Annotated in this window: 18 protein-coding genes; 15 read left to right on the top strand and 3 right to left on the bottom strand. The window is 68.1% G+C overall.

Features of this window, described 5'->3' with window-relative positions:
* Positions 1-2 precede the first annotated feature (2 nt).
* The 12 genes from murC to recN all read left to right on the top strand — a co-directional run bounded on the left by murC (position 3) and on the right by recN (position 12,323).
* Positions 3-1,436 (top strand): UDP-N-acetylmuramate--L-alanine ligase, encoded by a 1,434-nt coding sequence (murC, locus tag ACE2AC_RS07105; RefSeq protein ID WP_375691403.1) that lies wholly within the window; start codon positions 3-5, stop codon positions 1,434-1,436.
* Positions 1,437-1,759: 323 nt separating this feature from the next.
* The gene (locus ACE2AC_RS07100; protein ID WP_375691402.1) at positions 1,760-2,023 is read left to right on the top strand and encodes a DUF2484 family protein; all 264 of its coding nucleotides are present in this window, start codon (positions 1,760-1,762) and stop codon (positions 2,021-2,023) included.
* Complete coding sequence (locus ACE2AC_RS07095) at positions 2,020-2,283, top strand: DUF2484 family protein (protein ID WP_375691401.1); 264 nt, start codon at positions 2,020-2,022, stop codon at positions 2,281-2,283. Before ACE2AC_RS07100 ends, ACE2AC_RS07095 begins: the two co-directional genes overlap by 4 nt.
* Before the next feature lie 67 nt (positions 2,284-2,350).
* Positions 2,351-3,277: a UDP-N-acetylmuramate dehydrogenase gene (gene murB / locus ACE2AC_RS07090; protein WP_375691400.1), complete on the top strand. Its 927-nt coding sequence runs from the start codon at positions 2,351-2,353 to the stop codon at positions 3,275-3,277.
* An 88-nt stretch (positions 3,278-3,365) separates the two neighbouring features.
* Positions 3,366-4,286, top strand: coding sequence for a D-alanine--D-alanine ligase (locus tag ACE2AC_RS07085; protein ID WP_375691398.1), 921 nt, complete (start codon positions 3,366-3,368; stop codon positions 4,284-4,286).
* The gene (locus tag ACE2AC_RS07080; protein ID WP_375691397.1) at positions 4,274-5,149 is read left to right on the top strand and encodes a cell division protein FtsQ/DivIB; all 876 of its coding nucleotides are present in this window, start codon (positions 4,274-4,276) and stop codon (positions 5,147-5,149) included. The genes ACE2AC_RS07085 and ACE2AC_RS07080 overlap by 13 nt, the downstream gene beginning before the upstream one ends.
* Positions 5,146-6,480, top strand: a complete 1,335-nt coding sequence (gene ftsA, locus ACE2AC_RS07075; RefSeq protein WP_375691396.1) for a cell division protein FtsA — start codon at positions 5,146-5,148, stop codon at positions 6,478-6,480. Before ACE2AC_RS07080 ends, ftsA begins: the two co-directional genes overlap by 4 nt.
* Before the next feature lie 251 nt (positions 6,481-6,731).
* Positions 6,732-6,902: a hypothetical protein gene (locus ACE2AC_RS07070; RefSeq protein WP_375691395.1), complete on the top strand. Its 171-nt coding sequence runs from the start codon at positions 6,732-6,734 to the stop codon at positions 6,900-6,902.
* Complete coding sequence (gene ftsZ, locus ACE2AC_RS07065) at positions 6,871-8,490, top strand: cell division protein FtsZ (protein ID WP_375691393.1); 1,620 nt, start codon at positions 6,871-6,873, stop codon at positions 8,488-8,490. Before ACE2AC_RS07070 ends, ftsZ begins: the two co-directional genes overlap by 32 nt.
* A 227-nt stretch (positions 8,491-8,717) precedes the next feature.
* Positions 8,718-9,638, top strand: coding sequence for a UDP-3-O-acyl-N-acetylglucosamine deacetylase (lpxC, locus tag ACE2AC_RS07060; protein WP_375691392.1), 921 nt, complete (start codon positions 8,718-8,720; stop codon positions 9,636-9,638).
* A 116-nt stretch (positions 9,639-9,754) separates the two neighbouring features.
* Entirely contained in the window at positions 9,755-10,597 is an 843-nt protein-coding gene (locus ACE2AC_RS07055) for an outer membrane protein assembly factor BamD (RefSeq protein WP_375691391.1), read from the top strand.
* A 70-nt stretch (positions 10,598-10,667) separates the two neighbouring features.
* Positions 10,668-12,323 carry a DNA repair protein RecN gene (recN, locus tag ACE2AC_RS07050; RefSeq protein WP_375691390.1) on the top strand — a complete coding sequence of 552 codons (1,656 nt, stop codon included), beginning with the start codon at positions 10,668-10,670 and terminating at the stop codon, positions 12,321-12,323.
* Between the two features lie 217 nt (positions 12,324-12,540).
* Here recN and ACE2AC_RS07045 read toward each other — a convergent pair whose 3' ends face one another.
* The 3 genes from ACE2AC_RS07045 to ACE2AC_RS07035 all read right to left on the bottom strand — a co-directional run bounded on the left by ACE2AC_RS07045 (position 12,541) and on the right by ACE2AC_RS07035 (position 15,824).
* Positions 12,541-13,164, bottom strand: coding sequence for an alpha/beta fold hydrolase (locus ACE2AC_RS07045; protein WP_375691389.1), 624 nt, complete (start codon positions 13,162-13,164; stop codon positions 12,541-12,543).
* Positions 13,083-14,237, bottom strand: coding sequence for a helix-turn-helix transcriptional regulator (locus ACE2AC_RS07040; protein ID WP_375691388.1), 1,155 nt, complete (start codon positions 14,235-14,237; stop codon positions 13,083-13,085). The genes ACE2AC_RS07045 and ACE2AC_RS07040 overlap by 82 nt, the downstream gene beginning before the upstream one ends.
* Positions 14,238-14,450: 213 nt before the next feature.
* Entirely contained in the window at positions 14,451-15,824 is a 1,374-nt protein-coding gene (locus ACE2AC_RS07035; RefSeq protein WP_375691387.1) for an FAD-binding oxidoreductase, read from the bottom strand.
* 159 nt (positions 15,825-15,983) lie between these two features.
* On the opposite strand from ACE2AC_RS07035, the gene ACE2AC_RS07030 reads away from it, so the two are divergent.
* The 3 genes from ACE2AC_RS07030 to ACE2AC_RS07020 all read left to right on the top strand — a co-directional run bounded on the left by ACE2AC_RS07030 (position 15,984) and on the right by ACE2AC_RS07020 (position 19,558).
* Positions 15,984-17,591: a chloride channel protein gene (locus ACE2AC_RS07030; protein ID WP_375691386.1), complete on the top strand. Its 1,608-nt coding sequence runs from the start codon at positions 15,984-15,986 to the stop codon at positions 17,589-17,591.
* A gap of 138 nt (positions 17,592-17,729) precedes the next feature.
* On the top strand, positions 17,730-18,437 hold the full coding sequence (locus tag ACE2AC_RS07025; RefSeq protein ID WP_375691385.1) for an FkbM family methyltransferase: 708 nt from the start codon (positions 17,730-17,732) through the stop codon (positions 18,435-18,437).
* Positions 18,434-19,558 carry a DUF563 domain-containing protein gene (locus ACE2AC_RS07020; protein ID WP_375691384.1) on the top strand — a complete coding sequence of 375 codons (1,125 nt, stop codon included), beginning with the start codon at positions 18,434-18,436 and terminating at the stop codon, positions 19,556-19,558. Before ACE2AC_RS07025 ends, ACE2AC_RS07020 begins: the two co-directional genes overlap by 4 nt.
* Position 19,559: the final 1 nt, after the last annotated feature.

Raw genomic sequence — 19,559 nt, 5'->3', positions numbered from 1 at the left:
ACATGAACGCAGCCGCGACGAAACTGCCGCAGGACATGGGACCGATCCACTTCGTGGGCATCGGGGGCATCGGGATGTCGGGGATCGCCGAGGTGCTGCTGAACCATGGCTACACCGTCCAGGGCAGCGACCTGAAGGCTTCCAAGATCACCGACCGGCTGAAGGAACTGGGCGCGCATGTCTTCGAGGGCCAGCGGGCCGAGAACCTCGAGAACACGCAGGTCGTCGTCATCTCCTCCGCGATCAAGCCGGGCAACCCGGAACTGGACGAGGCGCGCCGCCGCGGCCTGCCGGTCGTGCGCCGGGCCGAGATGCTGGCCGAGCTGATGCGGCTGAAATCCAACGTCGCCGTCGCGGGCACCCACGGCAAGACGACGACCACCACCATGGTCGCCACACTGCTGGACGCCGGCGATTTCGACCCGACCGTGGTGAACGGTGGTATCATCCACGCCTATGGCTCGAATGCCCGCGTGGGGCTGGGCGAATGGATGGTGGTCGAGGCGGACGAAAGCGACGGGACCTTCAACCGTCTGCCCGCCACCATCGCCATCGTGACCAACATCGACCCCGAGCACATGGACCACTGGGGCGACTTCGACCGGCTGCGGCAGGGATTCCTCGACTTCGTGTCGAACATCCCGTTCTACGGCGTCGCGGTCTGCTGCACCGACCATGCCGAGGTTCAGGCGCTGGTCGGCAAGATCACCGACCGCCGCGTGATCACTTACGGGTTCAACGCGCAGGCCGACATCCGCGCGGTGAACCTGCGCTACGAGGGCGGGTCGGCGCATTTCGACATCCTGCTGCAGAATGAGGACCGGGTGATCAAGGACTGCACCCTGCCGATGCCGGGCGACCACAACGTGTCGAACGCGCTGTCGGCGGTGGCCGTCGCCCGCCACCTCGGCATGAAGGCCGAGGAGATCCGCGTGGCACTCGCCAACTTCGGCGGCGTGAACCGGCGCTTCACCAAGGTGGGTGAGGTCAACGGCGTCGCCATCATCGACGATTACGGCCACCACCCGGTCGAGATCGCGGCGGTGCTGAAGGCGGCCCGCCAGGCAACCAGCGGCCGCGTCATCGCGGTCCACCAGCCGCACCGTTACACCCGGCTCCACACGCTCTTCGACGACTTCTGTTCCTGCTTCAACGAGGCCGACGTCGTCGCCATCGCCGAGGTCTACGCCGCCGGCGAGGACCCGATCGAGGGCGCGACGCGCGACGACCTCGTGGCCGGGCTTATCGCCCATGGCCACCGCCATGCCCGTGCCATCGTGTCCGAAGATGACCTCGAACGCCTCGTGCGCGAACAGGCCAAGCCGGGCGACATGGTCGTCTGCCTCGGGGCGGGCACGATCTCGTCCTGGGCCAACGCGCTGCCGGCACGTCTGGCGGACTGGGGGCAGGGCAAGGTGACGCTGCGCAGCGTCTGACGGCCCGCGCGGGTTGCTGCATTGCAACACAGCTGAAGTTTTGATGACTCCGTCAACATGCCGCCCGGCGCGCCATGCAGCATACCCGTTCTTCTGTTAACCAGAAAAGGGTATGGATTCCCTTGGGAAAGCTGGCCGCATTGCCGCATGGGCCCCACCACATCCACGCGCCCCGCTATCCTTTCGTATCGGAATAGAGTTGTTGGGAATGCACCTTTGATGGCAGGTAGATTCTGTACGGAAAGGCTCGCTCATTGGTTGCGATGTCCGGCCCGTTCGGGGCCATCCACTCACGGCCCGCGTGTGACGATTGGGAGTTTTGAATGAGTCTATCGCTCATCCTGGGGTGCCTCTGGGTGCTCGTCGCGACCGCCGTGGCGATCCTGCCCCTGCGGTTGCAATACGGCCCGGGGCTGGCGCTCCTGGCCACGGCGCCGGTGCTGATCGGCGTAATCTGGTGGGAGCAGGGCTGGATCTGGGGCGTGCTGGTGACGCTCGTGTTCCTGTCCATCTTCCGCAAGCCTGTCGCCTACCTGCTGCGCCGCCTGCGCAATCGCGGCGAGAAACTGAGGGAAGATTACGAATGACATGGGCGCTGATCCTCGTCTGTCTCTGGGCCCTGGCGGCGAACCTCGTCGCCATGCTGCCGAGCCGGGACAGTCACTGGACCAGCGCCTATGCCCTCATCGCGACCGGGGTTCCGATCCTAGGCTACGTCACCTGGACCCACGGCGCGATCGTCGGGCTCCTCGTCCTCGCCGCCGGATGCTCGATCCTGCGCTGGCCGGTGATCTACCTCTGGCGCTGGCTGCGGCGGAAGGCCGGGATCGGCGAAGCGGCGGAGTAGGGCGTCGCGACGCTTGCCGTCCTGCCTGCGGCTTGCTACCCGGCAGGGTGCAGACAGAGGACCGCCCATGCCCACCCCCGACCGGATCGAGACCCGAGGCCGCCTGACCGCCGACCGCGACCTGTCCGAACTGACCTGGCTGCGGGTCGGTGGGCCGGCCGACTGGCTGTTCCAGCCGGCGGACGACGCCGACCTTGCCGCGTTCCTGTCGGCCCTCGACCCCGCCATACCGGTCTTTCCGATGGGGGTCGGGTCTAACCTGATCGTGCGTGACGGTGGCATTCGCGGCGTGGTGATCCGGTTGGGCCGCGGCTTCAACGGGATCGAGGCCGGGGCAGGGCGGGTGACCGCCGGTGCCGCCGCCCTCGATGCCCATGTCGCGCGGCGGGCGGGTGAGGCGGGGATCGACCTCAGCTTCCTGCGCACCATTCCCGGCAGCCTCGGCGGCGCGGCGCGGATGAATGCGGGCTGCTACGGCAGCTACACCGGGGATCACTTTGTCTCGGCCCGCGGTGTGACGCGGGCGGGCGAGGCGGTGACGCTCTCGAAATCCGACATGGGTTTTGCCTACCGCCAGACCGCGCTGCCCCCCGACCTGATCCTGACCCAGGTGGTACTGGAAGGGGAGGCGGGCGATCCCGAGGAACTGGCCGCGCGGATGCAGGCGCAGCTCGACAAAAGGGACGAAACCCAGCCGGTCAAGGACCGCACCGCCGGGTCGACTTTCCGCAATCCGGCCGGTTTTTCCAGCACCGGGCGGGCGGACGATACCCATGATCTGAAGGCATGGAAGCTGATCCAGGACGCCGGAATGCAGGGCGTTCCGATGGGCGGGGCGGTGATGAACCCCAAACATGCCAACTTTCTCACCAACACGGGCACGGCCACGGCGGCGGAACTCGAAGGTTTGGGCGAGGAGGTCCGAAAAAGAGTTTTTCAAAGCTCTGGAATAGAGTTAGAGTGGGAAATCATGCGCGTCGGAGAACCGGGCTAAGACCCGGGACGGCATGATCCCCGGCCCGGGCAAGGCCGGAACCAACGAAAAAGGGCCGCAAAACAAGGCCCGGAGAACGAGGCACGAAGTGGGTTCGTCGAGCAGGACAACCCCGACAGTTGCGGTGTTATTGGGCGGTCCCTCGGCTGAGCGCGAGGTGTCGCTGTCGACAGGGCGCGAATGCGCCGCCGCGCTGCGGGACGAAGGATTTCAGGTGGTCGAGGTCGATGCCGGCCCGGACCTGCCCGCACGTCTTGCCGACATCTCTCCGGACGTCGTCTTCAACGCCCTGCATGGCCGCTGGGGCGAGGATGGATGTGTCCAGGGCCTGCTGGAATGGCTCCGCATTCCCTACACGCATTCCGGGGTGCTGGCCTCGGCGCTGGCCATGGACAAGGCCCGCGCCAAGGAGGTCTATCGCTCTGCCGGTCTGCCGGTCGTCGAAAGCCGCCTGGCCGAACGACACGAGGTCGAGGCGCAGCATTTGCTGGAGCCACCCTACGTGGTCAAGCCCAACAACGAAGGCTCCTCGGTCGGGATCTACATCGTGCAGGAGGGCGCCAATTCGCCGCCCAAGCTGGCCGAGACGATGCCCGACACCGTCATGGTCGAGCAGTACGTGAAGGGCAGGGAGCTCACGACATCGGTCCTGGGGGACCGCGCGCTTGGCGTGACCGACATCATCACTGACGGCTGGTACGACTACGACGCCAAGTACAAGCCCGGCGGGTCGCGTCACGAGATTCCTGCAAACGTCCCGCAGGAGATCACCGATGCCTGCCTCGACTATGCCCTGCGCGCGCATCACGCGCTTGGCTGCCGGGGCGTGAGCCGGACCGATTTCCGCTGGGACGAGGACAAGGGCCTCGACGGGCTGATCCTGCTGGAAACCAACACCCAGCCCGGCATGACGCCGACCTCGCTCATCCCCGAGCAGGCGGCGGCGATCGGCATCTCCTTCGGCGCGCTCTGCCGCTGGCTGGTGGAGGACGCATCGTGCGGAAGGTAGCCACCCGGCCCGATCCGGCGCCGTCGCGCTGGTCCTACCGCATGCAGCGGATCATGCTGACCCCGACCTATCGCGTTGCGATGCGGGTCGGTCTGCCCTTCGTGCTCTCGGCCGGCCTGGTGATGGGCTACTTCGGCAACGATGCCCGGCGCGACGCCGTGGTGGCGCAGTTCGCCGCGTGGCGCGAGGCGTTCGAGACCCGGCCCCAGTTCATGGTCAACCTGATGGCGGTCGAAGGTGCTACGACAAGCGTCGAGCAGGACATTCGCGAGGTCGCCGCGGTCGATTTCCCGGTCTCGTCCTTCGACCTCGACCTCGAGGGGCTGCGCGCGACGATTGCCGATATTCCGGCTGTTGCCTCGGTCAGCCTGCGCGTGCGCAACGGCGGCGTGCTGGACGTGATCGTGACCGAGCGTCAGCCGATGGTGGTCTGGCGCGAAGCCGAGGGCCTGGCGCTGGTCGACCGCGAGGGCGTCGTCGTCGGCGGCATCCAGGCCCGGCTCGACCGGGCGGACCTGCCGCTCATCGTGGGCAGGGGGGCCGACGTGGCCGTGCCCGAAGCGCTCGACATCCTCGCCGCCGCGCGCCCGATCCTGGGCCGGGTGCGGGGCCTCGTGCGGGTCGGCGAACGCCGTTGGGACGTGGTGCTCGACCGGGGCCAGCGCATCCTGCTGCCCGAGGCCGAGCCGGTGCGCGCGCTGGAGCGCGTCATCGCGCTGCACCAGGCGCAGGAGATGCTCGACCGGGACGTGGCGGCCGTGGACATGCGCCTCGCGCATCGCCCGACCATCCGGATGAACCCGGAGGCGGCCAGCACCTGGTGGCAGATCAAGGATATCGTGGTGGAGTTGAACGGCGAATGAGAGACCTTTACGAAACCCAACGGGCCATGCGGAACCTGCGCAAGGCGGCGATGCAACGCGGTGTCGTGGCGGTCCTTGACGTCGGTACGTCCAAGATCGCCTGCCTCGTGCTGCGCTTTGACAGCACGGAACGGCGCGTTGGGTCCGACGGGGTCGGGTCGCTGGCGGGGCAGGCGGGCTTTCGCGTGATCGGCGCCGCCACCACGCGGTCGCGCGGGGTTAAGTTCGGCGAGATCGAGGCGATGCAGGAGACCGAGCGCGCGATCCGCACCGCGATCCAGGCCGCGCAGAAGATGGCCAACATCCGCGTCGATCACGTCATCGCCTGCTTCTCGGGCGCAGGCCCGCGGTCCTACGGTCTGGCCGGGCAGGTCGAGGTCGAGGGACCGGTCGTCGAGGAACAGGACGTGAGCCGCGTGCTGGCCGCCTGCGAGGTGCCGGATTACGGCGACGGACGCGAGGTGCTGCATGCCCAGCCGGTGAACTTCGCGCTGGATCACCGGTCGGGGATGAACGACCCGCGCGGCCAGATCGGCCAGGCGCTGTCGACCGACATGCACATGCTGACCGTCGACGCCGCGGCGATCCAGAACCTCGCGCATTGCGTCCGCCGCTGCGACCTGGAACTGGCGGGGGTCGCCTCCTCGGCCTATGTCTCGGGCACCTCGGCGCTGGTCGAGGACGAGCAGGAACTGGGCGCCGCCTGCATCGACATGGGCGGCGGCACGACGGGCCTCTCGGTCTTCTGGCGCAAGCACATGATCTACGCCGACGCGGTCCGCATGGGCGGCGATCACGTCACCGGCGACATCTCGATGGCGCTGCAGATCCCGATGCAGACGGCGGAGCGGATCAAGACCTTCTACGGCGGCGTCATCGCCACCGGCATGGACGACCGTGAGAAGATCGAGATCGGCGGCGACACCGGCGACTGGGAACACGACCGCCGCACCGTCACCCGCTCGGAGCTGATCGGCATCATGCGCCCCCGGGTCGAGGAGATCCTCGAAGAGGTCCGCTATCGCCTCGACGCCGCGGGGTTCGACCACATGCCCAGCCAGCAGATCGTGCTGACCGGCGGGGCAAGCCAGATCCCCGGTCTGGACGGCCTGGCCAGCCGCATCCTCGGCCAGCAGGTGCGCCTGGGACGTCCGCTGCGCGTGCATGGCCTGCCGCAGGCCGCGACCGGGCCGGGCTTTGCCAGCGCGGTCGGCATGTGCCTCTTCGCGGCGCATCCGCAGGATGAATGGTGGGATTTCGACCTGCCGATGGACCGCTACCCGGCGCGGTCGCTGAAACGAGCCGTGCGCTGGTTCAAGGATAATTGGTGAGATTCAGCCGTTAGAGCCCGAAAAATCGGCAGAAAGCAGCTAATCATGAAGCAAGGACAGTGACGCATTGAGACGAATCTGTTAATTTATCCACAAGCCCGGAAAAGGGCGAAAGGCAAGCAGAGCAGTCGCCGCAAAATTGAAAGCACTTGTCGCGAGAACGCGTCTTGATTGTGATGCCGGTGCCTATTGGCCCCGAATTCCTGTCTGCATGTGCTTGACGTTACGCAATATCTTGTGCGGATGCCGATATGGCCGCAGATCCACGCGAGATTTTGCCATATTTTGTGGTTTTCGGGGTGACGCGTATGTCGCACCTCGCTATGCTTGCGGAAGTTTATGCGGATAAACCCGTCATTAAGGCGGGGCTGGAAACAGGCGGAACAAGCGATGACATTGAATTTGACGATGCCGGGGGGTGAGGATCTCAAGCCGCGGATCACCGTATTTGGTGTGGGCGGTGCCGGTGGCAACGCCGTCAACAACATGATCGAAAAGCAGCTCGAAGGCGTGGATTTCGTGGTGGCGAACACCGACGCGCAGGCGCTGCAGCAGAGCCAGTCGCAAAGCCGCATCCAGCTGGGCGTGAAGGTCACCGAAGGTCTGGGCGCGGGCGCCAAGGCGTCGATCGGCGCCGCCGCCGCCGAGGAAAGCATCGAACAGATCGTCGATCACCTGGCCGGCGCGCACATGTGCTTCATCACCGCCGGCATGGGCGGCGGCACCGGCACCGGCGCGGCCCCGATCATCGCGCAGGCCGCGCGTGAGCTGGGCGTCCTGACCGTCGGCGTCGTGACAAAGCCCTTCCAGTTCGAAGGTGCCAAGCGCATGCGGCAGGCCGAGGAGGGGGTCGAAACTCTCCAACGCATGGTCGACACGCTGATCATCATTCCGAACCAGAACCTGTTCCGCCTCGCCAACGAGAAGACGACCTTCACCGAGGCGTTCTCGATGGCCGACGACGTGCTCTACCAGGGCGTCAAGGGTGTGACCGACCTGATGGTCCGCCCGGGCCTCATCAACCTCGACTTCGCCGACGTCCGCGCGGTGATGGACGAGATGGGCAAGGCGATGATGGGCACCGGCGAGGCCGATGGCGAAACCCGCGCGATCCAGGCCGCCGAGAAGGCGATAGCGAACCCGCTGCTTGACGAGATCTCGCTGCGCGGCGCCAAGGGCGTGCTGATCAATATCACCGGCGGTCACGACCTGACCCTGTTCGAACTCGACGAAGCGGCCAACCGCATCCGCGAAGAGGTCGACCCGGACGCCAACATCATCGTGGGCTCGACCCTCGACACCAACATGGAAGGCAAGATGCGCGTTTCGGTCGTTGCGACCGGCATCGACGCCACCGACAACACGCACGAGATGCCAGTCCCGCGCCGCAAGCTCTCCCAGCCGCTGAAGCAGCCGGAAGAGGTGGCCCAGGAGGTCGAAGAGGCGGCCCCCGTCGCCGTCGAGACCATGGTCGCGCCCGAGCCGGTCGAGCAGCCTGCACCGGTTGCCCGCGCCGAAGAGCCGACGTTCTTCGAGGATCTCGAGGAGGCGCCGTCGGCCCGCACCGACGCGGCCTTCGTGTCGCAGGATGCCGATGACCTGCCGCCGCCGGCCTACCAGCCGCGCACCGCGGCCGAGTACGCCGCTGAACAGGCGCCCGAAGACTTCGTGGCACCGCAGGCCCCGCGCGCCGGGACCCCGTCGCCCGAGGCGCTGGCCCGCCTGCAGGCCGCGGTCAACCGCGCCCCGCGCCAGCCGCAGCAGGTGGCACAGCCGCAGAAGGCCGCAGCCGCGGAACCCGAGCGGTCGCGCTTTGGCATCAACTCGCTGATCAACCGGATGACCGGCCACGCCGAAGAGCGGGGCGGTGCCCAGCAGACCGCGCGTGCACCGCGCGTCCAGCCGCCGGTCCAGGCCGCCGAACCGCGCCAGCAGGCCGTCGCACGCGAGGTCGATCCCGACCAGGAGCGGATCGAAATCCCCGCTTTCCTGCGCCGCCAGGCCAACTGAGGGCTGACGTCAGTTTTGTGACGCCACGATACACTTGAAGGATCAGGCCGCCTCACTGGCGGCCTTTTTCGTGGAATTCCAAAGGTTTGCCGCACTGGTTTCCGTGCACGTCAAAAACCTTGCCCGCGTATTACAAACGGTAGCAAAGAGTGAGTTGAGAGGTGGGAGGGGGCGTCCTACCTAAGTCGAACGAAGTTTTCGACTTTTTTGTGACAAGAGGCCGCCACGTGCAGAATACGCTGAAATCGGCAGTGACCTTTGCAGGCATTGCGCTCCACTCGGGGCGCAAGGTCAAGCTGGTCGTCCGCCCGGCGGCGCCCAACCATGGTATCTGGTTCCGCCGCACCGACATTCAACTCGGCGACACGATGATTCCGGCCCTTTGGGATTCCGTCACCGACACCACCCTGTGCACCCGACTGGAAAACGCCGCCGGCGTGACCGTCAGTACGGTCGAGCACCTGATGGCGGCGCTGGCCGGTTGCGGCATCCACAACGCCCTGGTCGAGATCGACGGCCCCGAGGTTCCGATCCTCGACGGCTCTTCCGCGCCCTTCGTCCGCGCCTTCCTCGCGCGGGGCGTCCAGGCCCAGGCGGTGCCGGTGCGTGCGCTGGAAATCCTGCGCCCGGTCGAGATCACGGTCGGCAATGCCAAGGCCCGGCTGGAACCCGCCTCGCGGCCCGAGATCGCCTTCCGCATCGAGTTCGACGATGCCGCCATCGGCACCCAGGAGAAATCGCTGGTGATGTCGAACGGCAGCTTCGTGCGCGACCTCTGCGACAGCCGCACATTCTGCCGCAACGCCGATGTCGAGGCGATGCGCGCCCGCGGCCTCGCGCTTGGCGGCACGACCGAGAACGCCGTCGTCGTCGATGGCGACCGGATCCTGACACCGGGCGGCCTGCGCCACGCGGACGAACCGGTGCGCCACAAGATGCTCGACGCGCTTGGCGACCTCGCGCTGACCGGTGCCCCGATCCTGGGCCGCTATGTCGGGCTGCGGGCAGGGCACGGCGTGACCAACCGCCTGCTGCACGCGCTCTTCGCCGATCCGACCGCCTATCGCATGGTGACCTGCGACGCACGGCTCGACGCGCTGCTGCCGGGCAGCGGCATCAGCCGGGTCGAGATTCCCGCCGTCGCCTGAGCGTGAGCGGGAATGCGTAAAGGCGTTTTGCACCGGAATTTTCTGTGCTAGACCAGCCGCAACTTCGGCGCTATCGCGGCGGGGACAGGGAAGAAACGGCAAGAGGTGAGGCAAGCATGGCAGGCGGTTTCCGGGTGAAGCTTGCGGCGCCCATGGTGCTTGCGATCGTGCTGGCGGGCTGCGGCGGGGTGAATCAATCCGCGTCGGACCTGCCGCTCGAGAACTACACGGCAGAGCAAATCTTTCAGCGGGCCGAGCACGAGCTGGGCCGGAACCGGCCCGAGGACGCGGCCGAGTTCTTTGCCGAGGTCGAGCGCCTCTATCCCTATTCCGAATGGGCCAAGCGCGCGCTCATCATGAACGCGTTCTCGTACCACCAGGCGCAGAAGTACCCCGAGAGCCGCGCCTCGGCGCAGCGCTTCCTCGACATCTACCCGGCCGATGACGACGCGGCCTATGCGCAGTACCTCCTGGCGCTGAGCTACTACGACCAGATCGACGAGATCGGCCGCGACCAGGGCCTGACATTCCAGGCGCTGCAGGCGCTGCGGCAGGTGATCGAACGCTACCCCGACAGCGAGTATGCGCGGTCGGCCGTGCTGAAGTTCGACCTCGCCTTCGACCACCTCGCGGCGAAGGAGATGGAGATCGGGCGCTACTATCTCAAGCGCGAACACTACGCCGCCGCGATCAACCGCTTCCGTGCCGTGGTCGAGGACTTCCAGACCACGAGCCACACGCCCGAGGCGCTGCACCGCCTTGTCGAGGCTTACCTGAGCCTTGGCCTCAACGAAGAGGCGCAGACCGCTGGCGCGATCCTGGGCTACAACTTCCAGTCCACGCCCTGGTACGACGACAGCTACAAGCTGCTGACCGGCCGCGGGCTGGAGCCGAAGGCGCTCGGGGACAACTGGCTGAACCAGGTCTATCGCCAGATGGTGCAGGGTAAGTGGTTGTAACCTGCGCCCGGGCCGGTAGGCTCTGCGACGGCGACAACCCAACCCGGTAGGCTGAGGAGAACGGGCGGCAATGCTGCGCGGTCTGGAAATCCGTGACATGCTGATCATCGACCGGCTGGAGCTCGACTTCCGGCCCGGTCTGAACGCGCTCACCGGTGAGACGGGGGCGGGCAAGTCGATCCTGCTCGACGCGCTCGGTTTCGTGCTGGGCTGGCGCGGCCGGGCCGAACTGGTGCGCCAGGGGGCCGAGCAGGGCGAGGTCACGGCCTGGTTCGAGCTTGCGGCAGGGCATCCTGCCAATGCCGTACTGGAAGAGGCCGGGTTGCCGGTCGGCGAAGAGCTGATCCTGCGCCGGGTGAACAGCGCCGATGGCCGCAAGACGGCCTATGTCAACGACCGCCGCGCCAGCGGCGAGGTGCTGCGATCGCTGTCCGAACTGCTGGTCGAGCTGCACGGCCAGCATGACGACCGCGGCCTGCTGAACCCGCGCGGGCATCGCGCGTTGCTGGACGCCTATGCCGCCCATGACGACCTGAAGGCCGAGGTCCGCGCCGCCTGGCGCACCCGGGGCGAGGCCGAGCGCGCGCTGACCAAGGCCCGGGCCGCGCTGAGCGAGGTGCAGGCCGAAGAGGACTTCCTGCGCCACGCCGTGGCCGAACTGGACAAGCTTGCGCCGGAACCGGGCGAGGAGCAGGCGCTCGACGCCCGCCGCAGGCTGATGCAATCGGCGGAAAAGCTGCGCGGCGACGTGGCGCGCGCGCATGCGGCGCTTGGGTCCGACGGGGCAGAGGGGCCGATGGGCGACGCGCTGCGCTGGCTCGAAGGCGCGGCCGACGGGGTCGAGGGGCGGCTGGACGCCCCGATCGAGGCACTTGGCCGTGCCCTGTCGGAACTGGCCGAGGCCGCCGATGGCGTGGAGCGCTGCCTCGACGCGCTCGATTTCGATCCGCTGGAGCTCGAGGCGGCCGAGGAGCGGCTGTTCGCGATCCGCGCGCTGGCCCGCAAGCACGACGTCGCGCCCGATGACCTGGCCGACCTGGCCGAGACGCTGTCGCGCAAGCTGGCCGCGCTCGACAACGGTGCCCGCGACATCGCGGCGCTCGAGAAGGCCGCGACCGAGGCGATCGCGGCCTACGACGCGGCAGCCGGTTGCCTGACCGCGGCGCGGCGTACGGCGGCGGCATCGCTCGACGCGGCGGTCGAGGCGGAGCTTGCCCCGCTCAAGATGGAGCGCGCGCGATTCGAGACGCTGGTCCAGCCGGCCGAGGCCGGTCCCGACGGCAGCGACGAGGTGTCGTTCCTGGTCGCCACCAACCCCGGAGCCCCCGCGGGCCCGATCGCCAAGATCGCCTCGGGCGGTGAGCTGTCGCGCTTCCTGCTCGCGCTCAAGGTCTGCCTCGCGGGCGAGGCGGGCGACATCACCATGATCTTTGACGAGATCGACCGCGGTGTCGGCGGGGCCACCGCCGATGCGGTCGGGCGGCGCCTGCGCGACCTGGCCGAGGGCGGGCAGGTGCTGGTCGTCACCCATTCGCCGCAGGTCGCGGCGCTGGCGGCGCATCACTGGCGGGTCGAGAAGAAGGTCGATGACGGTCAGACCCTGTCGACCGTCGTGCCGCTTGGCGACGACGCCCGCGTGGACGAGATCGCGCGGATGATTTCGGGTAACTCGGTGACGAATGAGGCCCGGGCGGCGGCGCGCAGCCTTATCGGCTGTTCCCCATAACGCCTGCCACCCGGACCATCGGGAACTCGGACGAATCCGGTCCCTGTACCGTGAGCGGGTCCCATACGTCCCGCAGGTCCTTCCCCTTGGGTGTGCGCCGCGGACCTGGAAAACCTCTTGGACCCAAGGTCCCGGGCCCGCGGCCAACCCATCACCAGTTACTAATCAGAGGTTAATTTTCGCGGCCCCAGGGCACATCACCCAAATGGGGGATAGTTCACGTTTTCGTAAACTTTTCGAGCAGGTCGATCGCCCGGTCCCAGTGCCGGTAGAACACCAGCGTCCCGGAATTGGCGTGGCGCTCGAAGGTGATCCAGGGAAAATCGCGTTCGCGTTCGTCCAGTGTCTCGGGCGGGGTGAACAGGTCCGCCTGCCCGTGCAGCATGTGCACCGGGAAGGGACCGCGCAGCGCCTCGACCTGTTCCTCGGTGTTCTCGAAGCGGGTGGCCAGGATCTCGGCCGATAGCGTTTCGGCGATATGCGGATGGTGAAAGAATACCTCGTTCCCCGTCGTCAGAGCTTCCATCACCTTGGGATCGTTCAGAAGCTCGCGGTCGAGCGGGCTTTCCGCCAACACCGTCCGCAGGAAGCCGCCGTCGCCGCTGCGCCGCGCCATCGCGACACCGGCGCGGATCATGTAGGGCAGGATCTGCGGCGTGAACCGGGCGCTGGAAAAGATCACGCGGTGCCATTTGCCCATTCGTTCGAATTCGTGCGGACGGCAGATCGGCAGGTTCGCGGTGCAGCCGACGATGCCTGTCAGCTGGCCCGGATGTGCGGCGTTGAAGGCCGACAGGTAGGCCAGGTCCTGGCCCTGCACGAGGGCGGCAAAGCGCGCCATGCCCTCGGCCCCGGTGATCGCAGCCAGGTTGCCCGCGATGGCCTCGCGCCGGTTGGTGCCGGCGGGCAGGGGCAGGAACCGCCATACCCGGCCCGGTTCGGCACGACGATCCTGAGACCGCGGCGCGCTGCTTCGGCCTCGGCCGCGGCGGGCCAGCGCGACAGGCACATGAAGGAGTTGAGGTAGAGCACGGGGCGTCCGGCCGGATCGCCCAGGACCAGGTATTCGACCTTTCGGCCGTCGGGCCGCCGGAGCACGCGGTAGGGCTGGCGCCGCAGGGTCGCCCCGCCCCCCGACCAGCGCCGTCCGCGCGGGGCGGCGGCACCGGCAGCGGCTGACGTCGCCACGTCCATTGCCGACAGCGCCAGGCGAACCAGCTCGCCCTGGCTGCGCAACTCGGTCTTCTGCTGCAATGACTTGATCTGCGCACGGACCGTCTCGATCGACCGGCCGCGGCGATCCGCGATCTCGCGCAGCGACTGGCTTTGCGTCAGTCCGCGCAGCACCTCGGTTTCCGAGGCTGTCAGGCCATAGCTGCGTTCGAGCGTTTCCGACAGCCCCTCGGGCCAGCGCAGGTGCGAGGTCACGACCACGACAAAGGCCCGTCCGTCGGGCAGGCGGTCGCCGCGCAGCCGCAACAGCACCGATCGCTGCGCTGTGCCGTCGGCGGTGTCGTGGCTGTGCAGCTTGAGAAGCCGGGTGTCGCCCGGGGGCGCGGTCACCAGCTCTCGCAGGTTCCGCGTCAGCGTCTCGATATCCTCGCTCGCCATCGGCAGGCGAGCCAGGGGTTCGCCGGGGGAGAGGTCATAGACCTCGCGCGCGATGTCGTTGACAGCCATGAGCGCAAGGCGGTCGGACACGCAGAAGGCCGCGACCCGCCGGTAGGGCGCAAGCGCCGCGTGTTCCACCTGCAGCATCGGCTGGGTCTGGGTCCGGTCCAGCAGTTCGGCCAGGCGCCGGAAATGCATCCCGAGGTCGGGGCGCGGCAGGCGCATCCGGCCGGTGCTGTGCGCCTTCTGGCGTTCCGGTGCCAGCAACGCATCCCAATCGTCGAGCAGATCGCCAAAATTCAATGGTTCCAGGGCCACATCGTAAATGCGGTTCACTACCCTGTCGCCAAGCCTATCCCCATGCGTCGAACTCGCGTCCGAAGTCGGCTTGTTCATATGTCCTTACCCCCACGTAAGGATGTTGGGTATCCGGGCGGTCATTGGCAAGGAAATTACCTCAACCTATCCGAAAAAGCATGTTTCCTGCACGGAACCGCGTCTCAGGGTTGCGCAACGTCAGGGGTCGGGCACAAGTTTTCCCGGGTTCATAATGTCGTTCGGGTCGAGTGCACGTTTAACGGATCCCATCACCTCCCAGCCGTCACCGTGTTCGCGTGCCATGTAGCCGCGCTTGCCCAGCCCGATTCCGTGTTCCCCGGTCGAGGTGCCGCCAAGCGCAAGGGCGCGGTCGACCATCCGGCCCGCGGCGGCCAGCGCGCGGGCCTCTTCCGCCGCGTCGGCGGGGTCGAACATCAGGATCGCGTGGAAGTTGCCGTCACCGACATGGCCCAGGATCGGGCCGGTGACGTCGTGGGCCTCGAGGTCGGCGATCGTCGCCTCGACCGCCTCGGCCAGGCGCGAGATCGGGACACAGACATCCGTCACGATCGACCGGCAGCCGGGGCGCAGGGCCAGGATGGCGTAGAAGGCGTTGTGCCGCATCTTCCACAGGGCTGTGCGGTCCTCGGGCTTCTGGGCCCATTGGAAATCCGACCCGCCATGCTCGGCCACGATGGCGCCGAAGCTTTCCGCCTGTTCCGCCACGCCGCCCTCCGAGCCGTGGAACTCCACCAGCAGGTGCGGCTTCTGGGGCAGGGACATGTCCGCGTAGGCGTTGACGGCCCGGACCGAGGCGGTATCGACGAATTCGATCCGCGCCATGGGGATGCCCATCTGGATCGTGTCGATCACCGCCTGTACCGCCGCGCCGATGTCGTCGAAGGCGCAGACCGCCGCGCTGATCGCCTCGGGCTGGCCCTGCAGGCGGAGCGTGAGTTCGGTGATCAGCCCCAGCGTGCCCTCGGCCCCGACGAAGAGGCCGGTCAGGTCGTACCCGGCCGAGCTTTTCCGCGCCCGCGTGCCGGTGCGGATCACCCGGCCATCGGCCAGCACAACCTCGAGCCCCAGGACATTGTCGCGCATCGTGCCGTAGCGCACCGCCGTCGTGCCGGACGCACGGGTCGAGGCCATGCCGCCGAGCGATGCGTTGGCGCCGGGATCGACCGGGAAGAAGAGGCCCGTCGCGCGCAGTTCCGCGTTCAACGCCTCTCGCGTCACGCCGGGCTGGACCCGGACGTCCATGTCGGCCTGGTTGACCTCGATCACGCGGTCCATGCGGCTGAAGTCGACCACGACGCCGCCCTGCACGGCCTGGCTCTGCCCTTCGAGCGAGGTGCCGGTGCCCCAGCCCACCACGGGGCAGCCATGCGCCGCGCAGATCCGCACGATGGCCGCGACCTCTTCGGTGCTGCGGGGATAGGCCACCGCGTCGGGCGGAGTGTCGGGAAAGTGGCTCTCGCTGCGCCCGTGCAGGTCCAGATCCGACTTGGACAGGGTCAGTGCATCGCCTAAGAGGCTGGAAAGGTCTTTGAGGGCGGCGTCGTGAGCCATGAGCTTTTTCCTTGAGGGCGCAGAAGGATCGGGTTTGTGTAAGGGATGGCGCGGCCAGGGAAAAGAGTGGGTAACGAGGGAACGGGAACGGTAGGGGGCCTGTTCCAGGCCCTGTTCGGCTTTGGCACGGCGCATTTCAAACGCGCCTGGAAGACCCTGATGGAACGTGGTCCCAGCCAGTTCCAGTTCTGGCTGATCGCGCTGCTTGTCGGCCTCGCGGGCGGGTTCGCGGCGATGCTCTTTCGCAGTGGGATCGACCTGCTGCAGCGCACGCTCTACCGCACCGACGACGTCCACCTGCTGCATTCCTATGCCGAGACGCTGCCGTGGTACGTGATCTTCCTGATCCCGGTCTTCGGCGGCCTGATCGTGGGGCAGATCCTGCACCATTTCACGCCGGACGGCCGTGTCCGGTCCGTCCCCGACGTGATCGAGGGCGCGGCCCTGCACGAGGGGCGGGTGGAGGTGCGGGCGGGCCTCGCCTCGGCCGCCGCGTCGCTGATCACGCTGGGGTCGGGCGGGTCGTCGGGCCGCGAGGGGCCGGTGGTGCACCTGGCGGCCGTGATTTCGACCTGGGTTCTGCGCTGGATCCGGGCCGACGGCGTCACCGGACGCGACTTGCTGGGCTGCGCCGTGGCGGCTGCCGTGTCGGCCAGTTTCAACGCGCCGATCGCCGGGGCGCTCTTTGCGCTCGAGGTGGTGCTGCGCCACTTCGCGATCCACGCCTTCGCGCCGATCGTCATCGCCAGCGTCGCGGGAACGGTCATCAACCGGCTGCAGTTCGGCGGCGTGTCGGAATACATCCTGCCGCCGGATTCGATGCTGCGCTTCTACCAGGAGCTGCCGGCTTTCCTGATCCTCGGGCTGGTCTGCGGGATCGTCGCGGGCCTGCTGATGCTCGCCATCTTCGCGGCCGAGGATTTCGCCAAGGCGGTCGAGGGCCGAACCGGCCAGCCGCGCTGGCTGCGCCCGGTGCTGGCGGGCGCGGTGCTGGGCCTGATCGCGATCTTCTTTCCGCACATCATCGGCGTGGGATACGAGACGACATCGCTGGCGCTGACCGGCAACCTCTTGCTGCACGAGGCCATCGTCTTTGCGATCATCAAGACGGCGGCGGTGGCGGTGACGCTGGGCGGTCGGATGGGCGGCGGCATCTTCTCGCCCTCGCTGATGGTGGGCTCGCTGGTGGGACTGGCCTTCGGGTTCGTCGCCACCGGGGTTTTTCCGGACATATCGGGCTCGGTCACGCTCTACGCTCTGGCGGGCATGGGCGGGGTTGCGGCGGCGGTGCTGGGCGCGCCGATCTCGACCACGCTGATCGTGTTCGAACTGACCGGCGACTGGGCCACGGGCCTCGCCGTGCTCGTCACGGTCTCGATCTCGACCGCGGTCGGGACCCGGCTGGTCGACCGGTCATTCTTCCTGACCACGCTGGAACGGCGCAACGTGCACCTGGCGGCCGGGCCACAGGCCTACTTGCTGGCCGTCTTCCGGGTTGACGCCGTGATGCGGGCCGAGGGGCACGATCGCGGCGCCCCGGCCGACCGCTGCTGGGAGCTGATCGAGGCGGGCACCTACCTCGACGCCTCATCGACACTCGAGATCGCGATGCCGCTGTTCGACCGGACGGGTGAGGCGTTCATCCCCGTCGTCTCGATCCCCGGCGCCGACCGCCCGCCCGAGCTCCTGGGGGCGCTGTTCCATGTCGACGCGCTCAAGGTCTACAACCGCGCACTCGCCGCGACGGCGGCCGAGGAGCATTCCTGACCCGACAGCGGCGGTGCGGGCAGGGCACGCTGGTTGCACGAAATGCCGGGGTCCCGGCCACGTCCGTTTCCCGGTAACAGGCGGCGTGCTAGCCTTGCGGCCAACCGTGGGGGCGGTGTCGAAGGCGAAGGGCAGACCATGCAGACCACCGCGACCGCCGCGCAGGCGACCCCCCGCATTGCCGCGAACTGCCTTGGCGTCGATGTGCCGGCCTCGCCTTACCTGCACGACCGCCGCATTGCCCGCCTCAATGCCGGCACCTACGAGGAACAGGAAATCCTCGGCGCCCTGCGCTGCGTGCGGCCGGGCGACACGGTTCTGGAACTGGGCGCGGGGCTGGGCATCGTCGGCGCCATAGTCGCGCGCAACCTGCGCCCCGCGCGGGTCCGCTCGTTCGAGGCAAACCCGGCGCTGATCCCGCACATCGAGGCGCTTTATGCCCTGAACGGGCTGACCGACCGGATCGCGGTCGAGAACCGGGTGCTGCTGGCCGGACCGGACCAGCCTGAGGAGGTCACGCTGCACCTGACGAATTCCTACCTCGGATCGTCGGTCCACGAGAAATCGGAGGTCCGAAGCGCGGTCCAGGTGCCGACCGGCGATTTCGACACCGCCTGCGCCGGGGCCGAGGTGCTGATCATGGACATCGAAGGGGCCGAGATCGACATCCTGCGGCAGGCCGACCTGAGCGGACTGCGCGCCGTGGTGATCGAATTCCACCCCGGTGTCTATGGCCGCGCGGGGCTGATCGAATGCAAGGACCGGCTGCGCGCCGCGGGGCTTGCCCCGATTGCCAGCGTCTCGACCCGGCGGGTCTGGGCCTGCGAGCGGGCGGGTGTCCGGTGAGCGATCCGGCCGATCCGACCACGCAGCCGTCGCCCGATGGCGGCTGGTCCGAGGATATCCTCACCATTCCCGGCGCCGTCGTCGTGCCGCCCGAAACCGGCGCGTTTGTCCAGCCGGCAGGGGTGCTGCACGGGGACGGGCGATACTGTCCCCAAGGCGCGCTCTGGCGGAAGTGGCGGCCGCTGACCACCGCGCCCGAGGCGCCGGGCGGGCCGGTTGCCGATCTGCCCGGACGATGGCTCTGGGGCGGGGTGCTCTGGCAGCACTTCGGTCACTTCCTGGCCGAAAGCACCACGCGCCTCTGGCCGCTGCCGGTGCTGGAGGGGATCGACGGCGTCCTCTTCATCCCGAAACGCCCCGACGTCGGCGACAAGGTGGCGGGCTACCAGCGCGATTTCGTCGATCAGCTGGCCCCCGGCCTGCCGATCCGCGTCGCGACCGAGCCGCTGCGGGTCGACACGCTGGTGGTGCCGGGGCAGGGCTTCGGGCTCGGGCCGATCATCCGCGGCACGGGGGCGTTCCGTGCCGCGATCCATGCCCGCTTCGGTGCGGATATCGCGGCGGAGGGGCCCGAGAAACTCTACGTCTCGCGTTCGGCCCTCGGCATCCGAAAGGGAGGGCTGGTCGGGGAAACGCGGCTCGAGGCCTACCTGGCCGCCGAGGGCTACGAGGTCTTTCACCCGCAGCGCCATTCGATGGCCGAACAGATCGCCCGCTACAAGGCCGCGCGGCAGGTGATCGGCGCCGAGGGGTCGGCGCTGCACCTCTTTGCCATGGTCGCGCGGCCGGACCAGCAGGTCGCCGTGGTGCTGCGGCGCCGGTCCTCGGCCTCGAACTTCATCGAGCAGCATATCGAAAGCTTCGCCGGCCGGGCCCCGCGGGCGGCGGAATGCCTGCGCCGGACCTGGATGCCCGAGGGCGAGAGCGCCAAGCGCCTTGGTTTGGGAGAGCTGGATTTCCCGGCCTTGGAGCGCGACCTTGCCGCAGGCGGGTTCGTCGGCGGAACGGCCGGCTGGCAGGACATGACGGATGACGAGGTCGCGACGCTGCTTGGTCGGCGCGGGCGGCGGATGCAGGCCAGGCCCGCGCCGCGCCGCGAAGCGGATCAGGCCGGGGCCTGAC

The sequence above is a fragment of the Pseudooceanicola sp. LIPI14-2-Ac024 genome (genome assembly GCF_042188925.1).
Lineage (GTDB): Bacteria > Pseudomonadota > Alphaproteobacteria > Rhodobacterales > Rhodobacteraceae > Pseudooceanicola.
Note: the sequence above shows the minus strand (reverse complement) of the source record. Positions and strands in the feature narration are given on the sequence as shown.